This is a genomic window from Streptomyces sp. YIM 121038, from assembly GCF_006088715.1.
Classification (GTDB): domain Bacteria; phylum Actinomycetota; class Actinomycetes; order Streptomycetales; family Streptomycetaceae; genus Streptomyces.
This window is the reverse complement of sequence record NZ_CP030771.1, coordinates 6744768-6768298: the sequence shown is the minus strand read 5'-3', so window position 1 is coordinate 6768298 and position 23531 is coordinate 6744768. Positions and strand designations below refer to the sequence as shown.

The window sequence follows — 23531 nt, the reverse complement described above, 5'->3', positions numbered from 1 at the left end:
GGTACGTAGCGGCGCGTACGCCCCGGCGCTCGGGTCAACTCCGCGCGCCGGGGCGCCTGTTGCGCAGGACGCAAGGCGTCGCCCAGGAGAAGCCCCGGAAGGCGCCCCGAAGGCAGCCCGACCGGAACCCCAAGTCTCAATAAGCGCGCGCTACGAGGGCGACGTTACCGGGTGTCTCATCGGCGTCCGGCACCGCCCCGTCCTCCGTGACCAGACACCGTACGGTCACGCCGCGCTCGGCGAGCCGGGCCTCGCCGTCGGGCCCGAGCGCGGACCACGGAACGCGCGCCCAGCCGCCCGCCGACGCGACCTCCACGGCCTCCTCCACGCCGGTCACCTCGCTCGTACGGGACTCACGGCGCTCCCGGGCCCGGGCCAGGAGCAGTTCCTGGTCCTCCTCCAGGACGGTGGGCAGCAGCGCGGCGAGGGCGTCGAGGGCCACGGGCCGCTTGCCGCCCGCGACGCGGCGCACGAGCATCGCGGTGCCGCCCGCCAGATCGCGCGGGCCGACCTCCACGCGCACCGGCACCCCCTTGAGCTCCCAGTCGACCGCGCGCCGCCCGAACGGCACGTCCGTACGGTCGTCGACCTGGACGCGCACGCCCGCCGCCGTCAGCCGCTCGCCGACCTCGCGGACCTTCGCGAGGACGGCCTCGTCGTCCTTCACGGCGAGCACGACGACCTGCACGGGTGCGAGGCGCGGCGGCACGCACAGCCCGTCGTCGTCACCGTGCATCATCACCAGGGCGCCCACCAGACGCGTCGTGGCGCCCCAGGAGGTCTGCCAGACGAGCTCCTGCGTGCCGTCCTTGGACAGGTACTGGGTCTGGAAGGCGCGCGCGAAGTTCTGGCCGAGTTCGTGGCTGGTGCCGAGCTGGAGGGCCTTGCCGTCGCCCATCATCCCTTCGAGCGTGAGGGTGTTGATCGCCCCGGCGAAGCGCTCCTTGGCGCTCTTGCGGCCGAGCACGAAGTCCATCGCGAGGACGTCCCGCATGAAGGCCCCGTAGACGTCCCGGTGGATCCGGGCGGCGAAGTCCCGCGCGTCCTCGTACGTCGCGTGGGCGGTGTGCCCCTCCTGCCACAAGAACTCCGAGGTGCGCAGGAACAGCCGGGGGCGCAGCTCCCAGCGGACCACGTTGGCCCACTGGTTGATCAGCAGGGGCAGGTCGCGGTAGCTCTGCACCCACTTGGAGAAGTACTCGTTGACGATGGTCTCCGAGGTGGGCCGGACCACGACCGGCTCCTCCAGCTCCTTGCCGCCGCCGTGCGTGACGACGGCGAGCTCCGGGGCGAAGCCCTCGACGTGCTCGGCCTCCCGCGTCAGATACGACTGCGGGATGAGCAGCGGGAAGTACGCGTTCTGCGCACCGGTGCCCTTGATGCGCGCGTCCAGGTCCTGCTGCATCCGCTCCCACAGGCCGTAGCCGTACGGGCGGATGACCATGGTGCCGCGCACCGGGCCGTTGTCGGCCAGCTCCGCCTTGCTGATCAGGTCCTGGTACCAGCGGGGGAAGTCGTCCCCGCGGGGCGTGAGTACGGGTGCCTTTGCCATGGCGCGCATGGTACGTCCGAGCCGTCTGAAGGGTCCGGAATTATCGCTCCGCAGGGGCGCACGACGGGGGCACACAAGCATTGCCTGACAACCTCTGGACGCCACGGCGGAAGCGGAGTTCCCTGGCATACGGGGGAGAGCGAACGCACGTCATGGGGGCGGACGCATCGTAAGGAATCAGCTGGACGACTCTCAGCGGATTGGGGCGCTTTCGATGACACCTACGCTCGTGCACCCACACCTCCCGCGCGCGGGTGCACCCCCACGTGTGGACCGGTGCGCACGCGCGCGTGACTGGGCGGAGATCCAGGAGCGGATGCTGGTCCCCCTCGTGGACGCGGTGTACCGACGACTCGAAGTGGGCGCGGGCACCCGCCTGCTCGACCTGGGCTGCGGCTCCGGGCTCGCCCTGCTGATGGCGGCCTCGCGCGGCGCGACGGTGACCGGCGTCGAGCCGACGGCGCCCGAACGGCTCGCCCTCGCCCGCCAACGCCTCACGCCCGAGGGACCGTTCGCCGCGCACGCCGGCACGCGCCTCCTCCAGGGCTCCCCCGGGGACGCCGCCGCGCCGGACGTGCCCGCGTACACCCTGGTGACCGCGTTCCAGCCGATCGGGTGCACGGCGGGCGATGCCGACGACCTGTCGGCCCTGCTCGACGTCGCGACGCCGCTCGCCGAGCGCGGCGCGCCGGTGGTCCTGGTGGGCTGGGGCCCGCCGGAGCGCTGCACGACCTCGTCGGTGCTCCGGGTGGCGACGAAACTCGCCGACCCTCTGCGCGGTGCCGTCGGCTGGCGTGCCGCCTGCCGGGACGACTTGGAGGACGTCGCGCAGCGCGCGGGCCTCAGGCCCGACGGCTCGGGCCGCGTGGCCTGCCCCTTCGGCTACGCCGACATGGACAGCGCCGTCCGCGGGCTCCTGTCCACAGGCCTGTTCGACGCGGCGGTCGGCGCGACGGACCAGGCGCAGGTCGACAAGGAGCTGACCGAGGCCCTCCACCCGCACCGGCGCCGCGACGGCACGATATGGATGCCGAACGTCTTCCGCTACCTCATCGCCCGAACGCCGTAGCCACCCTCTCCGTAGACATAGCCGTCATCCCCATAGATCACGACTGGCCCGCACACCGTCGTGTCTGCCCCCCTCGGCTTCAGCCGTCCTTCGTGAGGCGGGTGATTCCGGCCACCCGGTAGGCGTCCGCCTCCTCCAGGGTCTCGTTCTCCAGCAAGGCGTCGGCCAGGGCATCCAATTGGCCGCGGTGATCCCGCAGTTGGCGGCAGGCGCTGTCATAGCACTCGTCCACGATGCGGCGCATCTCGCCGTCGATGGTGTCGAGGGTCTCCGGAGCGGCGGCGAGGCCGTACGCCTGCTGGGCGTCGTTCGGCAGGGCCGAGAGCCGGCCGACGCGCTCGCTCATGCCCCAGCGGGCTACCATCCCGCGCGCGATGTTGGTGACCTGCTCCAGGTCGTTCTCGGCACCCGTGGTGATGACCCCGTAGACGACGTGTTCGGCCGCCATGCCGCCGAGCGCGCCGATGATGCGGCCGCGCAGATACTCCTCCGTGTACGCGTATCTGTCGGAGTCCGGCGTGGAGAGCGTGACGCCGAGGGCACGGCCGCGCGGCACGATGGTGATCTTGCGGACGGGGTCGGCGCCCGGCTGCAACATGCCGAGCAGGGCGTGCCCGCTCTCGTGGTACGCCGTCCGGCGCCGCTCCTCTTCCGGCATGACCAACGGCCGCTCCGCACCCAGCTGGACCTTCTCCAGGGCCTCGGAGAGGTCGGACTGGGTGACGGCGGACTGCTTGCGCTTCACCGCGAGGAGAGCCGCTTCGTTGGCGAGGTTCGCCAGGTCCGCGCCGGTCATCCCCGGCGTGGTGCGCGCCACCTGGGCCAGGTCGACACCGTCCGCCATCGGGATCGCCCGCGTATGGATCTTGAGGATGGCCTCGCGGCCGTCCCGGTCGGGCGGCGAGACGTTCACGATCCGGTCGAAGCGGCCGGGGCGGGTCAGGGCCGGGTCGAGGATGTCGGCCCGGTTCGTGGCCGCGATGACGATGACGCCCTCCGAGCCGGAGAAGCCGTCCATCTCGGTCAGGATCTGGTTGAGCGTCTGCTCGCGCTCGTCGTGGCCGCCCATGCCGCTGCCGCCGCCGCGCGCCCGCCCGATGGTGTCGATCTCGTCGATGAAGATGATCGCGGGCGCGACCTTGCGGGCCTCCGCGAACAGCTCCCGCACCCGCGAGGCACCGACACCCACGATCATCTCGATGAACTCGGAGGCCGACGCCGAGAAGAACGGCACCCCCGCCTCCCCCGCCACCGCCCGCGCGAGCAGCGTCTTGCCCGTGCCCGGCGGCCCGGCGAGCAGCACGCCGCCGGGCATCCGGGCGCCCATCTTCCGGTACTCGTCGGGGTTGCGCAGGAAGTCGACGACGTCGTTCAGCTCGCCCTCGACCTCGTCGATGCCCGCGACGTCCTCGAACGTGGTGCGCTTCTTGCCCGGCTCCAGCTCCACCGGCTTCGGCGGCTGCTTGCGCCCGAGCATCCCGCCCGCACCGCCCATGCCGGACGCCATCCGCCGCGCGATGAAGATCCACAGCACCACCAGGAGCAGCATCGGCGCCAGCGAGATCAGCAGGTTCGACAGGAAGCTGCGCTCCTGCACCACCGGCTCGGCCGTGACCGTGACCTTGTTCTTGGTCAGGTCCTGCCACAGCTTGTCGTCCGCGAACGCGGGCCGCTGGGTCGTGAACTTCGTATACGTCCCGTCGCCGTCCGGGTCCTTCTGCTCCTTCTTGAGCTGCCCCTGGATCGCGTCGCCCTTGGAGTAGATCTTCGACACGTTGCCGTCGTCGACCTGCTTGCTGAATTCGGTGTACGAGATGGTCGGCTCGTCGCCGTCGTTGAAGAAGGAGAGGACGAGGTTGGCGATCAGGTACACGATCAGGGCCGTGAGGATGAGCCCGCCCCAGCCGCCCGGCATCTTCCGCTTGGGCGGCGGTGCGGGCGGCGGCTCCGGAGCGCCCTCGGAGCGCCAGGGCTGCTCGGGCTTCTGGCGCGGCGGCACGGGGTTGCTCATAAGCGGACGTTACGTCACAAAAACCCGCCCGGCACCCGCGCGGACGGCCCCCGATCCCCCGCCGAACGCGCCTGGGGCGCCCCTCCTCACGAAGGGGCGCCCCAGCGCACTCACACGACGGTCCGGGCTCAGCCCATGAACTTCTTGAACTCGTCCGGCAGCTCGAAGTCCTTGCCGCCCTGCCCGGCCGGCAGGCCGAACGCGCCGCCCGCGGCGGCTTCCTCGGCCGCGGCACGCCGCGCGGCGGCCTCGTCCTCCTGCTGCTTGCGCTTCATCGGGTTGCCCGAGCGCTGCTTGCCCTTGGCCTGCTTCTGCTTCTTCTTCTGCCGACCGGGGCCGCCGCCCATGCCCGGCATCCCGGGCATCCCCGGCATGCCGCCGCCCTGGGCCATGCGGGACATCATCTTGCGGGCCTCGAAGAACCGCTCGACCAGGCCCTTCACCGCGCTGACCTCGACGCCGGAGCCCTTGGCGATACGGGCGCGGCGCGAGCCGTTGATGATCGTGGGGTCCTGGCGCTCGCCCGGCGTCATCGACTTGATGATCGCGGCCGTGCGGTCGACGTCCCGCTCGTCCAGGTTGTTGATCTGGTCCTTGATCTGGCCCATGCCGGGCAGCATGCCGAGGAGCTTGGAGATCGACCCCATCTTCCTGACCTGCTCCATCTGCGCCAGGAAGTCATCGAGCGTGAAGTCCTGGCCCTTCTTGGAGGCCAGCTTCGAGGCCATCTTCTCGGCCTCTTGCTGCGAGAAGGTCTGCTCGGCCTTCTCGATCAGCGTGAGCATGTCGCCCATGCCGAGGATGCGGGACGCCATGCGGTCCGGGTGGAACGCGTCGAAGTCGTCCAGCTTCTCGCCGTTCGACGCGAACATGATCTGGCGGCCGGTGACGTGCGCGATCGACAGGGCCGCGCCACCGCGGGCGTCGCCGTCGAGCTTGGAGAGCACCACGCCGTCGAAGCCGACGCCGTCGCGGAAGGCCTCGGCCGTGTTGACCGCGTCCTGACCGATCATGGCGTCGACGACGAACAGGACCTCGTCCGGGCTGACCGCGTCGCGGATGTCCGCGGCCTGCTGCATCAGCTCCTGGTCGATGCCGAGGCGGCCGGCGGTGTCGACGATGACGACGTCGTGGACCTTGGTCTTCGCGTACTCGATGGAGTCCTTGGCGACCTGCACCGGGTCGCCCACGCCGTTGCCCGGCTGCGGGGCGTACACGCCGACGCCCGCGCGCTCGGCGACGACGCTCAGCTGGTTCACGGCGTTCGGACGCTGGAGGTCACAGGCCACGAGCAGCGGCGAGTGGCCCTGCGACTTCAGCCAGTGGCCGAGCTTTCCGGCGAGCGTGGTCTTACCGGCGCCCTGGAGACCGGCGAGCATGATGACCGTCGGCGGCTGCTTGGCGAAGCGCAGGCGGCGGGTCTCGCCGCCGAGGATCGCGACCAGTTCCTCGTTGACGATCTTGATGACCTGCTGGGCAGGATTCAGGGCCTGCGAGACCTCGGCCCCGACCGCGCGCTCCTTGACCTGCTTGATGAAGGCACGGACGACGGGCAGCGCCACGTCGGCTTCCAGCAGGGCGATACGGATCTCGCGCGCCGTGACGTCGATGTCCGCCTCGGACAGCCTGCCCTTGCCCCGGAGGGTTTTGAAGGTGGCTGCGAGGCGATCGGAGAGAGTATCGAACACGGCGGAGTCGGTCCTCAGGGTCGGCGATGGTAAGCGTTGCACCCCAGGGTATCGGGCCCGGCAAGCCAAGCGTCCCTGCCTGCCGTCATCCGACGGGCGAAGGGCCGTCAGGCGACGGGCGGAGGCGGAACCCGGCACGGCGCAGGGCCCTCTCAGGCCCGCAGCGCCCCCTCCACCCCCCGCGCCACCTCGACCGCCCGCTCCTCCGCCAGCGGCCCCCCGTCGGCCCCGGTCACGTAGAACGCGTCCACCGCGTTCGACCCGAGCGTCGACACGTGCGCGCTGCGCACCCGCACCCCGGCCGCCTCCAGGGCGAGCCCGATCCGGTGCAGCAGGCCAGGCGCGTCCTGGGCCCGGACCTCGATGACGGTGGCACGCCGCGAGCCCGCCGACGCGACGGTGACGTGCGGCGGAGGGGCGAGCACCCCGCGCCGCCGGGGGTAGGCGGCGTCCCGTTCGGCGAGGCGCCCCGCGATGTCCAGGGAGCCGTCCAGGGCCCGTACGAGATCGGCGCGGAGCCGGGCGGCCTGCGGCAGGGAGCCGTACTCGGCGGCCACCCGCCAGTCGAGCAGCAGCACCGAGCCCCCGACCTCCGCGGGCAGTTCCAGGACGCGCAGCTCGGCCGTGCGGACGGTCAGGCGGTGGGTGGCGAGCACCCCGGCGGCGGCCGCGAGGATCCCGGGCCGCTCCGGCAGGGCGATGAGCAGCTCGACGCCGAGGCCTTCGGCGGGCCCGTCCGGGTCCGGCTCGGCCCGGGAGCGCAGCGACAGGACGGGCCCGCCGGTGCGGAACGCCTCCAGGGCGAGCCGCTCCTGCTCGGCCGACGTGGGCGGCTCGGCGCCTTCGAGCGGCTCGTTGCCGGCCAGGACCGCGTCGACGCGGCGGACGAGGTCCGCGACCAGGGAGCCGCGCCAGGAGGACCAGGCGGCGGGGCCGGTGGCCAGCGCGTCGGCCTCGGTGAGCGCGTGCAGCAGCTCCAGGGTGCCCCGGGTGCCGACGGCCTCGGCCACCGTCTTCACGGTGGCGGGGTCGTCGAGGTCGCGCCGGGTCGCGGTCTCGACGAGCAGCAGATGGTGGCGGACGAGGCGGGCGAGCACGGCGGCGTCGCCCTGCTCGAAGCCGATCCGGGTCGCCACGTCACGGGCGATGATCTCCCCGGCGACGGAGTGGTCGCCGGGCCAGCCCTTGCCGATGTCGTGCAGGAGCCCGGCCATGAGCAGCAGGTCGGGCCGCCCGACGCGGCGGGTGAGCGCGGAGGCCCGTACGGCGGTCTCGACGAGGTGGCGGTCCACGGTCCAGGTGTGCACGGCGTTGCGCTGCGGCCTGCACCGCACCCGCTCCCAGTCCGGCAGGAGCCGGGTGATCAGGCCTTCCGCCTCCAGGGCCTCCCAGACCTGGACGGTGGGACGGCCGGCGCCGAGCAGGGTGACGAGCTGTTCGCGGGCTTCGGCGGGCCAGGGCGTCGGCAGCGGCCGGGCGGTGGCGGCGAGGCGGCGCACGGCGTGCAGGGAGAGCGGCAGGCCCGCCTGGGCGGCGGCCGCGGCGGCGCGCAGCGGGAGCACGGGGTCGCGCTCGGGGCGCGCGGCCCGGGCTAGGACGACCTCGCCGTCCTGCTCCACGACGCCCTCGGCGAGCGGCGAGCGCTCGGCCGCGGTGGTCCGCGCGCCGCCGAGCAGGCCGCGAAGGCGTGGCCGGGCGGCGCGCGACCTCAGGACGCGGGAGACCTCGCGCCAGGTGACGTCGCCCGCGTAGGCGATGGTGCGGGCGGCCTCGTAGACCTGGCGCAGCAGCGTGTCGGCGTCCAGGAGGCCCAGTTCGGCGGCGACCTGGTCCTGCTCCTGGAGGGCGAGGCGGTCGGTGGCGCGGCCGGTGGTCAGATGCAGTGCGTCGCGTACGTCGAGCAGGGTGCGGCGCGCCTCGGCGAGGCCTTCGCGGGGCGCGTCGGCGAGCCAGGACGCGGCGACGGCGCGCAGGGCGGTGGTGTCCCGGAGGCCGCCGCGCGCCTCCTTCAGGTCGGGTTCGAGGAGGTGGCTCAACTCGCCCTGCCGCTCGGCCCGTTCGTCGCACAGCTCGCGCAGCTCGGGGAGCCGCTTGGGCGCCTGGTTGCGCCAGTCGGCGAGGATCGTGGTGCGCAGGGCCGTGGTGAGGCCGAGGTCCCCCGCGACGTGCCGGGCGTCGAGGAGGCCGAGCTGGACCTTGAGGTCGTCGGCGGCCGTCCTGCGGGCCTCGGCGGGGGTGCGGACGGAGTGGTCGAGGGAGAGCCCGAGGTCCCAGACCGGGTACCAGATGCGGTCGGCGAGGGCCGCGAGGGCGCCTGGCTCGGCGCTGCCGTCGTGCAGGAGCAGCAGGTCGAGGTCGCTGCGCGGGGACAGTTCGCCGCGGCCGTAGCCGCCGACGGCGACGAGGGCCGCCCCGCGCAGCGCCGCGAGGTCGGCGGTGCCCGCGGCGAGGAGGCCGCCGAGCCAGCCGTCGGTCAGCTCGGCGAGGGCCGCACGGCGCGGCGGCCCGGACCGCGCCTCCTGGTGCAGGAGGCGCAGCCGGGCCGCCGCGTAGCCGCTGGGTCCGGGATCTTCGGTCTCGGTTCGTACGTCCACACTCGTCACCCGGCGGCTCCTGTTCTCCACGGTGTCCAGGGCGGTTACGGCACGGTGTCCACGGCGCCCCCGACGCGGCGCCGTGGGCGGGTTACAGGGCGTCGGGGCCGCGTTCGCCGGTCCGGACGCGGACGGCGGTCTCGACGGGCAGCGTCCACACCTTGCCGTCGCCGATCTTGCCGGTGCGGGCGGCCTTCACGATGACGTCGACGAGCTGCTCGGCGTCGCCGTCCTCGACGAGGACCTCGATGCGGATCTTGGGGACGAGGTCGACGGTGTACTCCGCGCCGCGGTAGACCTCGGTGTGCCCGCGCTGGCGTCCGTAGCCGCTGGCCTCGGTGACGGTCAGGCCCTGGACGCCGAAGGCCTGGAGGGCTTCCTTGATCTCGTCGAGCCGGTGCGGCTTGACCACCGCGGTGATGAGCTTCATGCGTCCACCTTCTTGTTCTTCGGCTCCGCGGCGGCGGCGGTCTGCGCCACCGGGCCCGGCACGGCGGCCGTGGTGCGGGGCGCCGTGCCGCCGCCCGCGCCGCTGAAGTCGTACGCCGTCTCGGCGTGCTGGACCTGGTCGATGCCGCCGACCTCCTCGTCCTCGCTGACGCGCATGCCGATCGTCTTGTCGATGAGGAGGGCGAGCACGGCGGAGGCGAGGAAGGAGTACGCGAGGACGGCACCGACCCCCGCGGCCTGCTTGCCGAGCTGGTCGAGGTTACCGCCGTAGAAGAGGCCCTTGGCGTCGGACTGGCCGCCGCCGGTGGCGAAGAGGCCGACGAGGAGGGAGCCCGTGACGCCGCCGACGAGGTGGACGCCGACGACGTCGAGGGAGTCGTCGAAGCCGAACCTGAACTTCAGGCCGACGGCCATGGCGCACAGCAGTCCGGCGACGGCACCGATGGCGATGGCGCCGAGCGGGGAGCAGGAACCCCCGGAAGGAGTGATGGCGACGAGGCCCGCGACGGCGCCGGAGGCGGCGCCGAGCGTGGTGAACGCGCCGTGCCGCAGCTTCTCGTAGACGAGCCAGGCGAGCATGGCGGCGGCGGTGGCGACCTGGGTGTTGAGGAACATCAGGGCGCCGACGCCGTCGTCGTTGCCGAGCCAGGACCCGGCGTTGAAGCCGAACCAGCCGAACCACAGCAGGCCGGCGCCGAGCATCACGAGCGGCAGGCTGTGCGGGCGCATGGGGTCCTTCTTGAAGCCGACGCGCTTGCCGATGACGAGGATGACGCCGAGGGCCGCGGCGCCCGCGTTGATGTGCACGGCGGTGCCGCCCGCGAAGTCGATCACGCCGAGTTCGAAGGCCCAGCCGCCGGTGCCCCACACCCAGTGGGCGACGGGGAAGTACACGATCGTGGCCCACAGCGTGACGAACAGGGCCCAGGCGGTGAACTTCACGCGGTCCGCGAGGGCGCCGCTGATCAGGGCGGGCGTGATGATCGCGAACATGAGCTGGAAGACCGCGAAGACGTAGACGGGGACGGTGTAGCCGTCCCACAGCTCGGTGAGGCCGATTCCGCCGAGCCCGACGTAGTCGGAGTCCCAGGCGATGAGGCTGCCGTGGTCGGTGCCGAAGGCGAGGGAGAAGCCGTAGAGCACCCACAGGAGGGTGACGATCCCCAGGCTGATGAAGCTCATCATCAGCATGTTCAGGGTGCTCTTGACGCGGACCATGCCCCCGTAGAAGAAGGCGAGACCCGGCGTCATGAGCATCACCAGGGCGGAGCAGATGAGCATGAACCCGGTGTTGGCGGCAGACAGCTCCGGGGCGTCTGCGGCAAGCCGGATGCCTGGGGGCATCGCAGTCTCCTCGTCGTCGGATGCGGCCCGTGCGGTCCGGCCTCTGCGGTGCGAGGACGGTGGACCGGTTATGCGGCACGAGGTTGGCGCAGCGCGGTTTCGGCCAGTGCCGCTCGATGTTTCGCGGCAGTGACGAAGAGGTCGGGCGTGTTACGCGTGAATGAACTGCACGCCAGAACCGGAGGGCGGAACGTATCCTCCCAAAACCCCAGCCATCGATTGGGCGACCCCCACGGCGAGCGCCCCGGTCCGCGAGAGCGGCGGCGGTTCGGGCGCAAAAGCAGCCCGGCCGCGGCGCCATCCGGATGACCTGGCATGGGGGAGCCGAGTCGGGCTGTTCGGGATGGGCTGCCGCGACCGGAGTCCTGGGGCGTCGGGCCGGGGCCCTGGAGGGTCGGCGGGACCTCGGACCGTCAGACGGCCTCCGCGGTTTCCGGCATCTCCTGGGCGAGCTGGTCGGTGAAGTGGACGACCTCCGGGACGTCGCCGAAGTCCCGCACGGCGTTGGCGACGGTCTTGCGCAGCCGGGTGTTGACCCGCTCGGAGCGCACCTTCTTGGCGATGTCCAGCGTGTCCCTGGCGAGGAGCATGCTCTGCTCGGGCTCTTTCTGGAGCAGGTGGACGGTGGCCATGCCGATCAGGTTCAGCGCGTACGACCGCTGGTGTTCGGGGTCCTTGCCGAAGAGCTCGACGGCGCGCTCCATGACGGGCTCGGAGAGGGAGGCGCAGGTCGGGCTGCGGCCCGCGACGTAGGCGAGGTCGCGGAAGGAGTGGGCGTTCTCGCCGTTGAGCTCGGCTTCGGAGAAGAAGCGGATCCAGTCCGGCTCGGGCTCGTCCCAGTCGTCCGCGTCGGTGAAGGTGTCCTCGGCCATGCGCACCGCCCGTTTACAGCGGCCCGGTTGGCCCATTCCGGCGTAGGCGCGGGCCTCCATCGCATACAGCATCGCCTGGGTGCGCGGGCTCGCGCAGTCGCGGCTGCCGTACTGGGCGAGGTGGATGAGCTCCAGGGCGTCGTCGGGGCGGCCGAGGTGGATCATCTGGCGGCTCATGCTGGAGAGGATGTACGAGCCGAGGGGCTTCTCGCCCGCTTCCTTGGCGGCGTGCAGGGCGAGGACGAAGTACTTCTGGGCGGTCGGCTGGAGCCCCACGTCATAGCTCATCCAGCCCGCGAGCTCGGCCAGTTCACCGGCGACCTTGAACAGGCGCTTGGCGGTGGACTCGGGCTGGGGCTCCTGGAGCAGGTCGGTCACCTCGTGCAGCTGGCCGACGACGGCTTTGCGGCGCAGGCCGCCGCCGCACTGGGCGTCCCACTGGCGGAACATCACCGTGGTGGACTCCAGGAGGTCCATCTCCGGTTTGGAGAGGCGGCCGGGCCGCCTGCCGGCGTACTGCTGGGGCTCGGGCTCGGCCACCACCTGGGCGGTGGAGGGGCCCGGCACCAGCCAGCGCTGCATGGGCTCGATCAGGGCGGGGCCCGCGGACAGGGCGAGCGAGGTGCCGAGGAAGCCGCGCCGGGCGAGCATCAGGTCGCTGCGGCTGAACTCGCTGATGAGCGCGACCGTCTGCGGCCCGGTCCAGGGCAGGTCGACGCCGGAGACGGAGGGCGACTGGTGGGCGGCGCGCAGGCCGAGGTCCTCGACGGCGACGACGCATCCGAAGCGCTCCGAGAACAGCTCGGAGAGGATGCGCGGAATGGGCTCGCGCGGATTCTCCCCGTCCAGCCAGCGCCGGACGCGGGAGGTGTCCGTGGAGATGTGATGAGCGCCCAACTGCCTGGCTCTGCGGTTCACTTGCCGCGCCAGCTCGCCCTTCGACCAGCCGCTGCGCACGAACCAAGAGGTGAGCATCTCGTTCGGGCGCTTCTCGGCGTTCGTACCGCCACCGCTACTGCCGCCCACTGGAACGCCCCCATCCCTCAAGACACTTGTACGCGGTCCTCGGTCAAGCCCTAACAGAATGCCGCGTGCCGCGGCCGCCCGTCCGGAGAATGTCACCCATCGAACGGGAAGCCGACTTGCCTCCGGCATACCCGCGGGCGCGCACTGCTCCCGACTCCATGCACTGAAAGTAATCCTACGATCACCTCTCCGGCGAGGGCGATCCCGGAAACGCCACCATTCGCCACCCCTTCGAATGAACTCCCGGACCGCCGCACGCGATTCACTTGACACAGAACAACCGAGAGTCGGCGGAACGGAGCACGCAGGGGCGCGGGTCGCGGGTCACACCACCCCCGAATCCCCCGAGCGCCGCGAGCACTTGGCGGCGGAAGTCGGCGAAAGTCAGCGAAAGTCGGCTTGAGACGTCCAAACAGTGACGCCGGGCACCACTCAAGACGGCTCAAGACAGCTTAAGACAGAGAGTCACGATCCGATTCCGTCACGTAACCACGGCGCACTCGACCCGTTGGAGGGGGCATGGGCTTCACGATCGGCGGCATCCGGGGGACCAAAGAGCCCCGTTCCGGTGACCGCGGAACAAAGGACTCGGGACTCCCGGAGGCGAAGGACACGGGCGGGACGGCCCGGGGCACGGGCGACCGCGAGCCCGGCCGCGCGAAGGAGCCCAAGGAGCCGCGCGCCACGTCGCGGCGGCGGGGCCGCGCCGCGTCCGACTGCACGGCGGTGGCGGAGTACACGGGCCTGTGGGGCTGGGCCGTGGTGCCCGGGGCGCGCGCCCAGGACGGGCGCTGCTCCTGCGGCGCCGCCGGGTGTCCGGCCCCCGGCGCACACCCCCTCGACTTCGCGCCGGAGGTCCCCGCGGGCGCCACGCTCGACGAAGTGACCGACGCCTGGGGGCAGTTCCCCGGGGCGGCCGTGATGCTGCCGGTCGGCCGGGCGTTCGACGTCATCGAGGTCGCGGAGACCGCCGGGCGCCGGGCCCTGGTGCGCCTGGAGCGGATGGGCCTGCCGCTCGGCCCGGTGGCGGCCACGCCCGACGGCCGCACGCACTTCCTGGTCGCGCCCGGCGCCGCCGCCGAACTCCCCCAGCTGCTCTACCGCATGGGCTGGGACGACGCGGCCCTGGACCTGCACGGCATCGGCCCCGGCAGCCACATCACCGCGCCGCCCTCCGACCGCGGCGGGCTCGGCCCGGTGCGCTGGCTGCGCGCCCCCGACCCGGACTCGGCGACGAGCCCTCCGCACGCCCGTCTCGTGCTCGGCACGCTGGCGTACGTGGCCCACCGCTCCCCGGCGTAACGCCCCGCACGCGCGCGGGGGCGCACTCCCCGCGCGTCGGCCGCCCCATACGGAAGGGCCCCGCCCCGGCTGCACCCCGGGGTGGGGCCCTTCTCCTTGATCCGCGCGGCTGAGCGGCCACGGTGTAGGCCGCCGCGGCACGGCAGCGCCCCGAAGGGGCGCGGGGCTGTGCCGATATGTGGCTCCGCCACGCGGGCGCGACCAGCCACCGGCGGCCCGCAGGTTCGGCACCGCGCTTCCCGCGAAGCGCCTAGTCGCCGATAAGGGCATCGACGAAGGCCTCGGGCTCGAAGGGCGCGAGGTCGTCCGCGCCCTCGCCCAGGCCCACCAGCTTGACCGGCACGCCCAGCTCGCGCTGGACGGCGACGACGATGCCGCCCTTGGCGGTGCCGTCGAGCTTGGTGAGGACGATGCCGGTGATGTCGACGACCTCGGCGAAGACCCGGGCCTGGACCAGGCCGTTCTGGCCGGTGGTGGCGTCCAGGACGAGCAGCACCTCGTCGAGCGGGGCGTGCTTCTCGACGACGCGCTTGACCTTGCCGAGCTCGTCCATCAGGCCGGTCTTGGTGTGCAGCCGGCCCGCGGTGTCGATGAGCACGACGTCGGCGCCCTCGGTGATGCCTTCCTTGACGGCGTCGAAGGCGATGGAGGCCGGGTCGCCGCCCTCGGGTCCGCGCACGGTGCGGGCGCCGACGCGGTCGCCCCAGGTCTGGAGCTGGTCGGCGGCGGCGGCGCGGAAGGTGTCGGCGGCGCCGAGGACGACCGAGCGGCCGTCGGCGACGAGGACGCGGGCGAGCTTGCCGGTGGTGGTGGTCTTGCCGGTGCCGTTCACGCCGACGACCATCACGATGCCCGGGGTCTCCAGGCCGGACTCGGTCTTGACGGCGCGGTCGAAGTCCGTGCCGACGAGCTGGAGGAGCTCCTCGCGCAGCAGGGTGCGCAGCTCCTGCGGGGTGCGGGTGCCGAGCACCTTCACGCGCTCGCGCAGCCGCTCGACGAGCTCCTGGGTGGGGGCGACGCCGACGTCGGCGGTGAGGAGCGTGTCCTCGATCTCCTCCCAGGTGTCCTCGTCGAGGTGCTCGCGGGAGAGCAGGGTCAGCAGGCCCTTGCCGAGCGCGTTCTGCGAGCGGGACAGGCGGGCGCGCAGCCGCACCAGGCGGCCCGCGGTGGGCTCCGGGGTCTCGATCTCCGGGGCTTCGGGGGCCTCGGGAGCCTCGGGCTCCTCGACCACGACGGGGGCGGACGCCGACGGCTCGGCGACCGGCAGGTCCACCTCCTCGATGGTGCGGCGCGGCTCGTCGCGCGGCGTCTCGGCCTCGTCGCCGACGTGCGGCTCGGCGGGGGGTGCGGTGATGGTGGGCGTGCTCGACGGGGCCTGGGACGGCGGCAGCTGCTTCTTCTTGCGGCTGCCGACGACGAGCCCGCCGATCGCGCCGACCACGACCACGGCGATGACTACAGCGAGGATGACGATTTCCATAACCCACCCAGTATCAGTCATGGCTCGCCCACGGGCCCCCCTTGTGGCTTCCTCCAAAAGACATAGGCCACTAGCCGGGATTACTCGGACTAAAGTACGATGGAAGAGGCTGCGTCAACGCGCGTAGAGTCCCATCCGAAGAAAACCCCCACCGGCTGCGACAACGTCGACGCAGACCGAGCGAGAGGCACGGAACTCCCCCTCATGAGCACCACCGCCGAAACCGCCGAACACGAAGGCGCCCTGGAGACCAGGGGTCTGGAGCCGGTCCCCGACTCCGAACGCCACGGCAGGACCCGCGAGCTGTTCCCCACCTGGGTCGCCGCCAACATCAGCGTGCTGCTGCTCACCATGGGCGCGGGCCTCATCGTCTCGAACGAGCTGAACTTCTGGCAGGTCCTGGTCGTCGCCCTCGTCTCGCCCGTCCTGAGCTACGGCCTGGTGGGCCTGGTCTCCATCGCGGGCAAGCGCGGCGGCTCGCCGGGCATGACGCTCTCGCGCGCGGTCTTCGGCCAGCGCGGCAACCTCTTCCCCGGCGCGCTGATCTGGGTCGCCCGCTGGGGCTGGGAGACGATCAACGCGGTCACGGGCGCGTACGCGATCCTCACCGTGCTCGACATCTGCTTCGGCGTGAAGGCGAACACGGCCCTGAAGGTCGTCACCCTGCTCGCCTTCGTCGCCGCCACGTTCCTCATCTCGGGCCTCGGCCGCAAGGTGCTGCACGTGTGCAGCCAGTGGTCGACGTACCTCTTCGGCGCGTTCAGCGTCCTGGTGCTCGTCTACCTCCTGAAGAACACCGACTGGTCGCAGGTCTTCGACAAGCCCGCGGGCTCCACCGCGATGATGATCGCGGGCATCGGCACCATCGCCGCGGGCGGCATCAGCTGGGTCCCCACCGGCCCGGACTTCACCCGCTACCTGCCGCGCACGGCGCCGAGCAAGCCGCTGGTCGGCCACGCCGTCGGCGGTGCCGCGATCGTCGTCGTGCCGATGGTCCTGATGGGCGCCGTCATGGCCGTCTCCACGCCGAGCCTGTCCTCCGCACAGGACCCGGTCGCCTTCCTCGGCGACCTGCTGCCGACGTGGATCGCCGTGCCGTACCTGATCATGGCCCTGATCGGCATGCTCCTGATCAACTCGATGTCGATGTACTCGGCGGGCTTCACCGCGATGACCCTCGGCATCAAGGTCCCGCGCGCGTGGGCGGTCAGCGTGAACGCGATCATCAGCCTGATCTTCGGCTACCTCCTGATGAACGTGGCGACGAGCTTCATGGGCTCGTTCATCTCCTTCCTGACGCTGCTCGCCGTCGCCTTCTCCGCCTGGATCGGCGTCTTCGGCATCGACATGCTGCGCCGCAGGACGTACGACGGCGAAGGCCTGATGGACACCACGCGCACCAGCGTCTACTGGTACAAGGCGGGCTTCGCCTGGCAGGCGATGACCTCCTGGGCCGTCGCGCTCCTCGTGGGCCTGCTCTTCACCAAGGTCGACTGGTTCAGCGGCCCGCTCGCCACGTCCTGGGTCGGCCGCAACGGCCTGGGCTGGCTCGTGACGATCCTGGTCGCCGGGGCGCTGTACGCGCTCCTGCCGCGCCAGCCGCTCCCCGAGGGCGACGCGAAGGCCCCGGCCGCCGCGGCCGAGCCGGTCTCCGCCAAGGCGTGAGCCCGACGGGCCGTCCCCGGCGGCCCGGCTGCCGTACGCCCCTGTTCATCTGACACTGCGTCAGCTAGCGTCCCCCTTCGCCGCCCACGGCCCGCCGCCGATGCGGGTCCCGGTGAAGGGGGACGTTGCGCATGCCCGTCACAGTCGTCCGCTTCAACCTCGTCGACCCGGCGTCGCGGGAGCTCGGCGCGCGCTACCGGGCCGCCGTGGAGATGGCCGCCTACGCCGACGCCCACGGTGTCAGCACGGTCCAGACCGAGGAGCACCACGGCGCGGCCAACAACTGGCTCCCCTCGCCGCTGACCTTCGCGGGCGCGGTGTTCGGCGCCACCCGACGCGTCCTCGTCACCGTCTCGGCCGCCATCGGCCCCCTGTACGACCCGCTGCGCCTCGCCGAGGACGTCGCCGTGCTCGACCTGCTCAGCGGCGGCCGCCTGGTCACGGTGGCGGGCATCGGCTACCGGCCCGAGGAGTACGCGGCCCTCGGCGTCGACTGGGCCCGGCGCGGCGCGCTCCAGGACGAGCTCCTGGAGACCCTGCTGCGGGCCTGGACCGGCGAGGAGTTCACCTTCCGCGGGCGCAGGGTCCGCGTGACGCCGCGCCCCGGCACCCGGCCCCATCCGCTGCTCCTGGTGGGCGGCTCCTCGCGGGCGGCGGCGCGCCGCGCGGCCCGGCTCGGCCTGCCCTTCTTCCCCAGCGCGCACCTGCCGGAGCTGGACGCGTACTACCGGCGCAAGCTCACGGAGTACGGCACCGAGGGCTGGACCACGATGCCCGCGGCGCAGACCCCGCTGCTGCACCTGGCCGAGGACCCGGACCGCGCCTGGGCGACGTACGGCGAGCACTTCCTGCACGAGGCGCGCGCCTACGCGTCCTGGCAGTCGGGCGGCGTCCGCTCGGCGGTGCGGTCGACGGCCACGACGGTCGACGAGCTGCGCGCGGAGGGCGTGTACCGCGTCCTCACGCCGGACGAGTGCGTGGCGCACGCGGCGGGCGGCGCGCCGAGCCTCGTGCTGCATCCGCTGGTCGGCGGGATGCCGGTGGACGAGGGCTGGCGGGGCCTGCGCCTGTTCGGCGAACGCGTACTGCCCCGGCTCAGGGACGTCGGGTCCTTGAGCCGGGGCAGCTTTCCGCAGGAGGAGGGGGCAGCGGGGTCTTAGCCCATCTCCTCCAGGGTCTTGCCCTTCGTCTCCTTGACGAACTTCAGGACGAAGGGGATCGAGAGGGCCGCGAAGGCGCCGTAGATGATGTACGAGCCGCTCAGGGACCACTCGGACATGCTCGGGAAGGTCTTGGTGATCGCGAAGTTGGCCAGCCACTGGGCGGAGGCGGCCACGCCGAGACCGGCGGCGCGGATGCGGTTGGGGAAGATCTCGCCGAGGAGCACCCAGACCACCACGCCCCAGGAGAAGGCGAAGAAGAGCACGAAGGCGTTGGCGGCGATGATCGCGACCAGGCCCTGCGCGTGCGGCAGCGAGACGTCGTCACCGGAGCCGCTGCGGTAGGAGAACGCCCACGCCATGGTGAACAGGGCCGCCGCCATGCCCGCGGAGCCGATCAGGGCCAGCGGCTTGCGGCCGATGCGGTCGACCAGGACCATCGCGATCACCGTACCGACGATGTTCACGATCGAGGTCTCGAAGGAGTACAGGAACGAGCTGGACGGGTCCTTGCCGATCGACTGCCACAGCTGGTTCGAGTAGTAGAAGATCACGTTGATGCCGACGAGCTGCTGGAAGACCGAGAGCCCGATGCCGATCCAGATGATCGGCAGGAAGCCGCCCCGGCCGCCGAGCAGGTCCTTGAACGTGGACTTGTGCTCGCTGCGCATGCCCATGTTGATCTGCGCGATGCGCTGGTCCAGGTTGACGTCCTTGCCCTCGACGTCGGCGAGCACCTTGCGGGCCTCGGCGTCGCGGCCCACGGAGATCAAGAAGCGCGGCGACTCGGGAATCGCGAGGGACAGCAGGCCGTAGAGGACGGCCGGGACGACCATGACGCCGAGCATCCACTGCCAGGCTTCGAGGCCCGCGAGCTTGCCGCGCTGATCGCCGTCGGCCATGTTCAGGATGCCCCAGTTGACCAGCTGCGACACGGCGATGCCGATGACGATGGCGGCCTGCTGGAAGGAGGCGAGGCGGCCCCGGTAGGCGGGCGGCGCGACCTCGGCGATGTAGGCCGGGCCGATCACGGAGGCCATGCCGATGCCGATGCCGCCGATGAGGCGCCACACCGTCAGGTCCCAGGCGGCGAACGGCAGGGCCGAGCCGATGGCGCTGGCCGCGAACAGGACCGCGGCGATCTGCATGACGCGGATGCGGCCGATGCGGTCCGCGACCCGGCCGGCGACGGCGGCGCCGACGGCACAGCCGAGCAGCGCGGTGGCGATGATCCAGCCGAGCAGGTTGGCGTCCACGTCGAACCGGTGCTGAATGGCCACCGTGGCGCCATTGATCACGGAACTGTCGTAACCGAAGAGGAATCCGCCCATCGCGGCTGCCGCCGTGATGAAGATGACATGGCCGAGATGGTCCGGGTGGGCCTCCCGGGCCCGTGGTGTCGGCGGCTGCGCTGTGCTGGTCACGTGTACTCCTCGGGCCACCGGCGTCGCTGCCGGGGTGGGGGCGAGCTCTTCAAGTGGCGCACAACTTCACGCCGCCCACCACCTGAAGGTAAAAGCAACGTTGCAGAGACTATGCCTTCAAGTTTCGAAGTCAATACCTCATGGAGAACCAGCTGAATCAACACCGGTCACGGTTTGACTTCAAGAGTTGAAGCGGAATGAAGTTGATCAAGAAAGGCTCAGCGCAGCCGCTGGCTGATCACCTTGGAGACGCCGTCGCCCTGCATCGAAACGCCGTAGAGCGCGTCGGCGACCTCCATCGTGCGCTTCTGGTGCGTGATCACGATGAGCTGCGAGGCCTCCTGGAGCTCCTGCATGATGCGGATGAGCCGCTGGAGGTTGGTGTCGTCGAGCGCCGCCTCCACCTCGTCCATCACGTAGAACGGGCTGGGCCGCGCCTTGAAGATCGACACCAGGAGCGCCACGGCCGTCAGCGACCGCTCGCCGCCGGAGAGCAGCGAGAGCCGCTTGACCTTCTTGCCGGGCGGACGGGCCTCGACGTCGACACCCGTGGCGAGCATGTTGTCGGGATCGGTCAGGATCAGCCGTCCCTCGCCGCCCGGGAAGAGGCGGCTGAAGACGCCCTCGAACTCCCGGGCCGTGTCCCGGTAGGCCTCGGTGAAGACCTGCTCGACGCGCTCGTCGACCTCCTTCACCACCTGGAGGAGGTCGGTGCGGGTCTTCTTCAGGTCCTCCAGCTGCTCGGAGAGGAACTTGTGACGCTCCTCCAAGGCCGCGAACTCCTCAAGGGCGAGCGGATTGACCTTCCCCAACTGCTGGTACGCCCGTTCGGCTGACTTCAGCCGCTTCTCCTGCTCTCCACGGACGTACGGCCGCGGCTGGTTGCGCGGATGCGCGGGGTCCTCCGACAGCTCCTCGCCCTCGGCGGGGGGCGAGGGCGGCACGAGCTGATCGGGCCCGTAGTCGGCCACGAGCCCCGCCGGTTCCACACCGAGCTCCTCCAGCGCCTTGGTCTCCAGCTGCTCGATCCGCAGCCGCTTCTCCGCGCCGAGTACCTCGCCCCGGTGAACCGAATCCGTCAGCTTGTCGAGCTCCGCCTTGAGGTCGCGCCCCTGGTTCCGCGCGGCGGCGAGGTCCCGCTCGCGCGCCTCCCTGGCCCGCTCGGCCGCCGCCCGCTCCTCCTCGGCCCGGACCAGGGAGACCTCGACGTGCGCGAGCAGCTGACGGGCCCCGGACGCGACGGCCGCGGCGACCGCGGCCTCGTGCCGCAGCCTGGCCCGGTGCCGCTCCGCACGCGCGCGTGCCTCGCGCTCGGCACGGGCGGCCCGGTCGAGCGATTCGGCCCGCCCGGCGAGCCCCTTCACCCGCTCCTCGTGCGTACGGACCTGGAGGCGGGCCTCCATCTCGGTCTGGCGGGCGTTGGCGCCGTCGGCCGCGAGCCGGTCCCGCACCCCGGTGTCCGGCTCCTCGTCCGCGGGCATCTCCTCGGCCACGGCCAGCCGCTCGGCCAGCTCCTCGGCCTCCCACCGCGCCTTCTCCAGGGCCTGCTGGGCCTTGGCGGCGGCCGCGGCGGACCGCTCGGCCTCACCGGCGGCGCCGCGCGCCTGGCCCGCGAGGCCGCCGAGCCGCTGCGCGACGGCGGACTTCTCCCGGTCGGCGGTGCGCCGCCGCTCCCCCAGCTCCTCCACGAGCGCGGCGCACTCCCGGCGCCGCTCGTCGGCGGCCCGCTGCTCCCGCGTCAACTCCTCGCAGCGCACGCCGAGTTCGTCCAGCTCGGCGGCGGCTTCGGCCACCGCGGCCTGCACCTCAAGGAGGCTGGGCGCACCCGCGGAGCCGCCCTGTGCGAAGTGCGCCCCGAGCAGGTCGCCGTCGGCGGTGACCGCGGTCAGCTCCGGGTGCGCGTACACCAGGTCCTCGGCGTCCTCGAGGGTGCCGACGACGACGATGCCGCGCAGCAGCCGCCGCACGGAGGGCAGCAGTTCGGCGGGGCCGCGCACGAGGTCGGCGGCGCGGGGCGGCCCGTCCTCCGCGGCCCCGCCCGCGGCCTCGCCCGTAGGGGCGGGCCCCTCGGTGTCGGCGGCCCCCGCGAGCAGGAGCGCGGCCCGCCCCGCGTCCTGCTTGCGCAGCAGGCGGATCGCTTCTGCGGCGGACGCGGGCGTCGTGACGGCGATGGCGTCGGCCGCCGCGCCGAACGCCGCCGCCACCGGCACCTCGAAGCCCGGCGCGACGGAGAGGAGTTCGGCCGCGGGCCCGAGCAGGCCTGTGAGCTGCTCCTTCGCGGCGAGCAGCGCGCCCGAGCCGTCCTTGCGGCGCAGCCCGAGCGCGAGCGCCTCGTGCCGGGCGGCGACGGCGGCCCGCTTCCGCTCGGCGGCGGTGGCCGCTTCCCGGGCCGCCGCCAGCGCGGCCTCGGCGTCGGCGAGGGCCCGGCGGGCCTCCTCGTGCCGCTCACCGAGCTCCGCGTCGCCCGCGTCGAGCCCGTCGACCTCGGCCTTGAGCTGCTCGTACTCCTCCTGCGCCGCGGCGGCCCGCTCCTGGGCCTCGTCGCGCGCCAGGACGAGCCGGTCGATCTCGGCCTGGGCGGAAGCGGCCCGCGAACGGGCCGCGTTGACCTGGCCGCCGAGCCGTGCGAGGCCTTCGCGCCGGTCAGCGATGGCCCGGGCCACGTCCTTCAGGCGCCGCTCCTCGGCGGCGAGGTCCCGCTCCAGGTCGGCCCGGTGCGCGACGGTGTCGTCGAGGGCGTGCTGCGCGGCCTCCAGGGCGGCTTCCAGCTCGGCCTCCTGCTCGCGGACGCGGGCGGCCTCGCGCTCCATGTCCTCCGGGTCGCGGCCGCGCCGCTCCTCCGCCGGCGCGGAGGTGGCGCTGGTGACCCGGGCGTCGGCGAGCGAGACGGTGCCGCGCACCCGCTCGGCCAGCTGCGACAGCTCGTACCAGGTCTGCTGGGCGCGCTGGAGGCGCGGGGTGAGCCGACGGACCTCGTCCTCCAGCTGGGCCTCGCGCGTCAGGGCCGCCTTCAGCTCCGCCTCGGCGGCGTCCCTGCGGGCCTTGAGCGCGGCCTCGTCGGCGACCTCCGTGTTCAGGGCCTCGCGCAGGCCGACCAGGTCGTCGGCGAGCAGCCGGAGGCGGGCGTCGCGCAGGTCGGCCTGGATGACGGCGGCGCGGCGCGCGACGGCCGCCTGCCGCCCGAGCGGCTTGAGCTGGCGGCGCAGCTCGTCGGTGAGGTCCTGCACCCGCGCGAGGTTGGCCTGCATCGCGTCCAGCTTCCGCAGCGCCTTCTCCTTGCGCTTGCGGTGCTTGAGGACGCCCGCGGCCTCCTCGATGAAGGCCCTGCGGCCCATGGGGTCGGCGTGCAGGACGGAGTCGAGCTGGCCCTGCCCGACGATGACGTGCATCTCGCGGCCGATGCCGGAGTCGGAGAGCAGCTCCTGGATGTCGAGCAGACGGCAGGTGTCGCCGTTGATCTGGTACTCGCTGCCGCCGTTGCGGAACATGATCCGCGTGATCGTTACTTCGGCGTACTCGATGGGCAGCGCGCCGTCGGAGTTGTCGATGGTGAGGGAGACCTCGGCGCGGCCGAGCGGCGGGCGGCCCGTGGTGCCCGCGAAGATCACGTCCTCCATCTTGCCGCCGCGCAGCGACTTGGCGCCCTGCTCCCCCATGACCCAGCTCAGCGCGTCCACGACGTTGGACTTGCCGGAGCCGTTGGGTCCGACGACGCAGGTGATGCCCGGCTCGAACTTCAGCGTCGTGGCGGACGCGAAGGACTTGAAGCCGCGCAGTGTCAGGGCCTTGAGGTGCACGCCGCTGGACTCTACCTTTCGCCGAGAGTTCACCGAGGGAACGCACGGGCCGTTTCACGGAGGAAGGTGCAGGGCACATCAGAGTCAAGGAATGACC

14 protein-coding genes are annotated in these 23531 nt (G+C 72.3%); 4 read left to right on the top strand and 10 right to left on the bottom strand.

Features of this window, described 5'->3' with window-relative positions:
* Nucleotides 1-136: 136 nt before the first annotated feature.
* Nucleotides 137-1552 (bottom strand): proline--tRNA ligase, encoded by a 1416-nt coding sequence (proS, locus tag C9F11_RS29235; RefSeq protein ID WP_138962062.1) that lies wholly within the window; start codon nt 1550-1552, stop codon nt 137-139.
* A gap of 214 nt (nt 1553-1766) precedes the next feature.
* Between proS and C9F11_RS29230 the strand changes: the two genes are divergently transcribed.
* Nucleotides 1767-2621: a class I SAM-dependent methyltransferase gene (locus C9F11_RS29230; RefSeq protein WP_138962061.1), complete on the top strand. Its 855-nt coding sequence runs from the start codon at nt 1767-1769 to the stop codon at nt 2619-2621.
* 79 nt (nt 2622-2700) lie between these two features.
* Here the strand turns inward: C9F11_RS29230 and ftsH are convergent, their stop codons facing one another.
* The 6 genes from ftsH to C9F11_RS29200 form a co-directional block, all read right to left on the bottom strand.
* Nucleotides 2701-4632, bottom strand: a complete 1932-nt coding sequence (ftsH, locus tag C9F11_RS29225; protein WP_138962060.1) for an ATP-dependent zinc metalloprotease FtsH — start codon at nt 4630-4632, stop codon at nt 2701-2703.
* 128 nt (nt 4633-4760) lie between these two features.
* The gene (ffh, locus tag C9F11_RS29220; protein WP_138962059.1) at nt 4761-6320 is read right to left on the bottom strand and encodes a signal recognition particle protein; all 1560 of its coding nucleotides are present in this window, start codon (nt 6318-6320) and stop codon (nt 4761-4763) included.
* 152 nt (nt 6321-6472) lie between these two features.
* A complete protein-coding gene (locus tag C9F11_RS29215; RefSeq protein ID WP_138962058.1) occupies nt 6473-8923 on the bottom strand; it encodes a [protein-PII] uridylyltransferase in 2451 nt (816 codons plus the stop codon).
* A gap of 82 nt (nt 8924-9005) precedes the next feature.
* A complete protein-coding gene (locus C9F11_RS29210) occupies nt 9006-9344 on the bottom strand; it encodes a P-II family nitrogen regulator (RefSeq protein ID WP_138962057.1) in 339 nt (112 codons plus the stop codon).
* Nucleotides 9341-10708, bottom strand: coding sequence for an ammonium transporter (locus C9F11_RS29205; RefSeq protein WP_138962056.1), 1368 nt, complete (start codon nt 10706-10708; stop codon nt 9341-9343). The genes C9F11_RS29210 and C9F11_RS29205 overlap by 4 nt, the downstream gene beginning before the upstream one ends.
* A gap of 413 nt (nt 10709-11121) precedes the next feature.
* Nucleotides 11122-12606: a hypothetical protein gene (locus C9F11_RS29200; protein ID WP_138962055.1), complete on the bottom strand. Its 1485-nt coding sequence runs from the start codon at nt 12604-12606 to the stop codon at nt 11122-11124.
* A gap of 519 nt (nt 12607-13125) precedes the next feature.
* Here C9F11_RS29200 and C9F11_RS29195 point away from each other — a divergent pair.
* Nucleotides 13126-13908: a bifunctional DNA primase/polymerase gene (locus tag C9F11_RS29195; RefSeq protein ID WP_249401923.1), complete on the top strand. Its 783-nt coding sequence runs from the start codon at nt 13126-13128 to the stop codon at nt 13906-13908.
* A 250-nt stretch (nt 13909-14158) separates the two neighbouring features.
* Here the strand turns inward: C9F11_RS29195 and ftsY are convergent, their stop codons facing one another.
* Entirely contained in the window at nt 14159-15388 is a 1230-nt protein-coding gene (gene ftsY / locus C9F11_RS29190; RefSeq protein WP_138962054.1) for a signal recognition particle-docking protein FtsY, read from the bottom strand.
* Nucleotides 15389-15592: 204 nt separating this feature from the next.
* On the opposite strand from ftsY, the gene C9F11_RS29185 reads away from it, so the two are divergent.
* Both C9F11_RS29185 and C9F11_RS29180 read left to right on the top strand, forming a co-directional pair.
* Nucleotides 15593-17053, top strand: a complete 1461-nt coding sequence (locus tag C9F11_RS29185) for a cytosine permease (RefSeq protein ID WP_138962053.1) — start codon at nt 15593-15595, stop codon at nt 17051-17053.
* 131 nt (nt 17054-17184) lie between these two features.
* Nucleotides 17185-18213, top strand: coding sequence for an LLM class flavin-dependent oxidoreductase (locus C9F11_RS29180; protein ID WP_138962052.1), 1029 nt, complete (start codon nt 17185-17187; stop codon nt 18211-18213).
* Here the strand turns inward: C9F11_RS29180 and C9F11_RS29175 are convergent.
* Together C9F11_RS29175 and smc are read right to left on the bottom strand one after the other, a co-directional pair.
* Nucleotides 18210-19637, bottom strand: coding sequence for a sugar porter family MFS transporter (locus C9F11_RS29175; protein ID WP_138962051.1), 1428 nt, complete (start codon nt 19635-19637; stop codon nt 18210-18212). The two genes, C9F11_RS29180 and C9F11_RS29175, sit on opposite strands and share 4 nt — an antisense overlap.
* A gap of 218 nt (nt 19638-19855) precedes the next feature.
* The gene (gene smc / locus C9F11_RS29170; protein WP_138962050.1) at nt 19856-23434 is read right to left on the bottom strand and encodes a chromosome segregation protein SMC; all 3579 of its coding nucleotides are present in this window, start codon (nt 23432-23434) and stop codon (nt 19856-19858) included.
* Between the last annotated feature and the right edge of the window lie 97 nt (nt 23435-23531).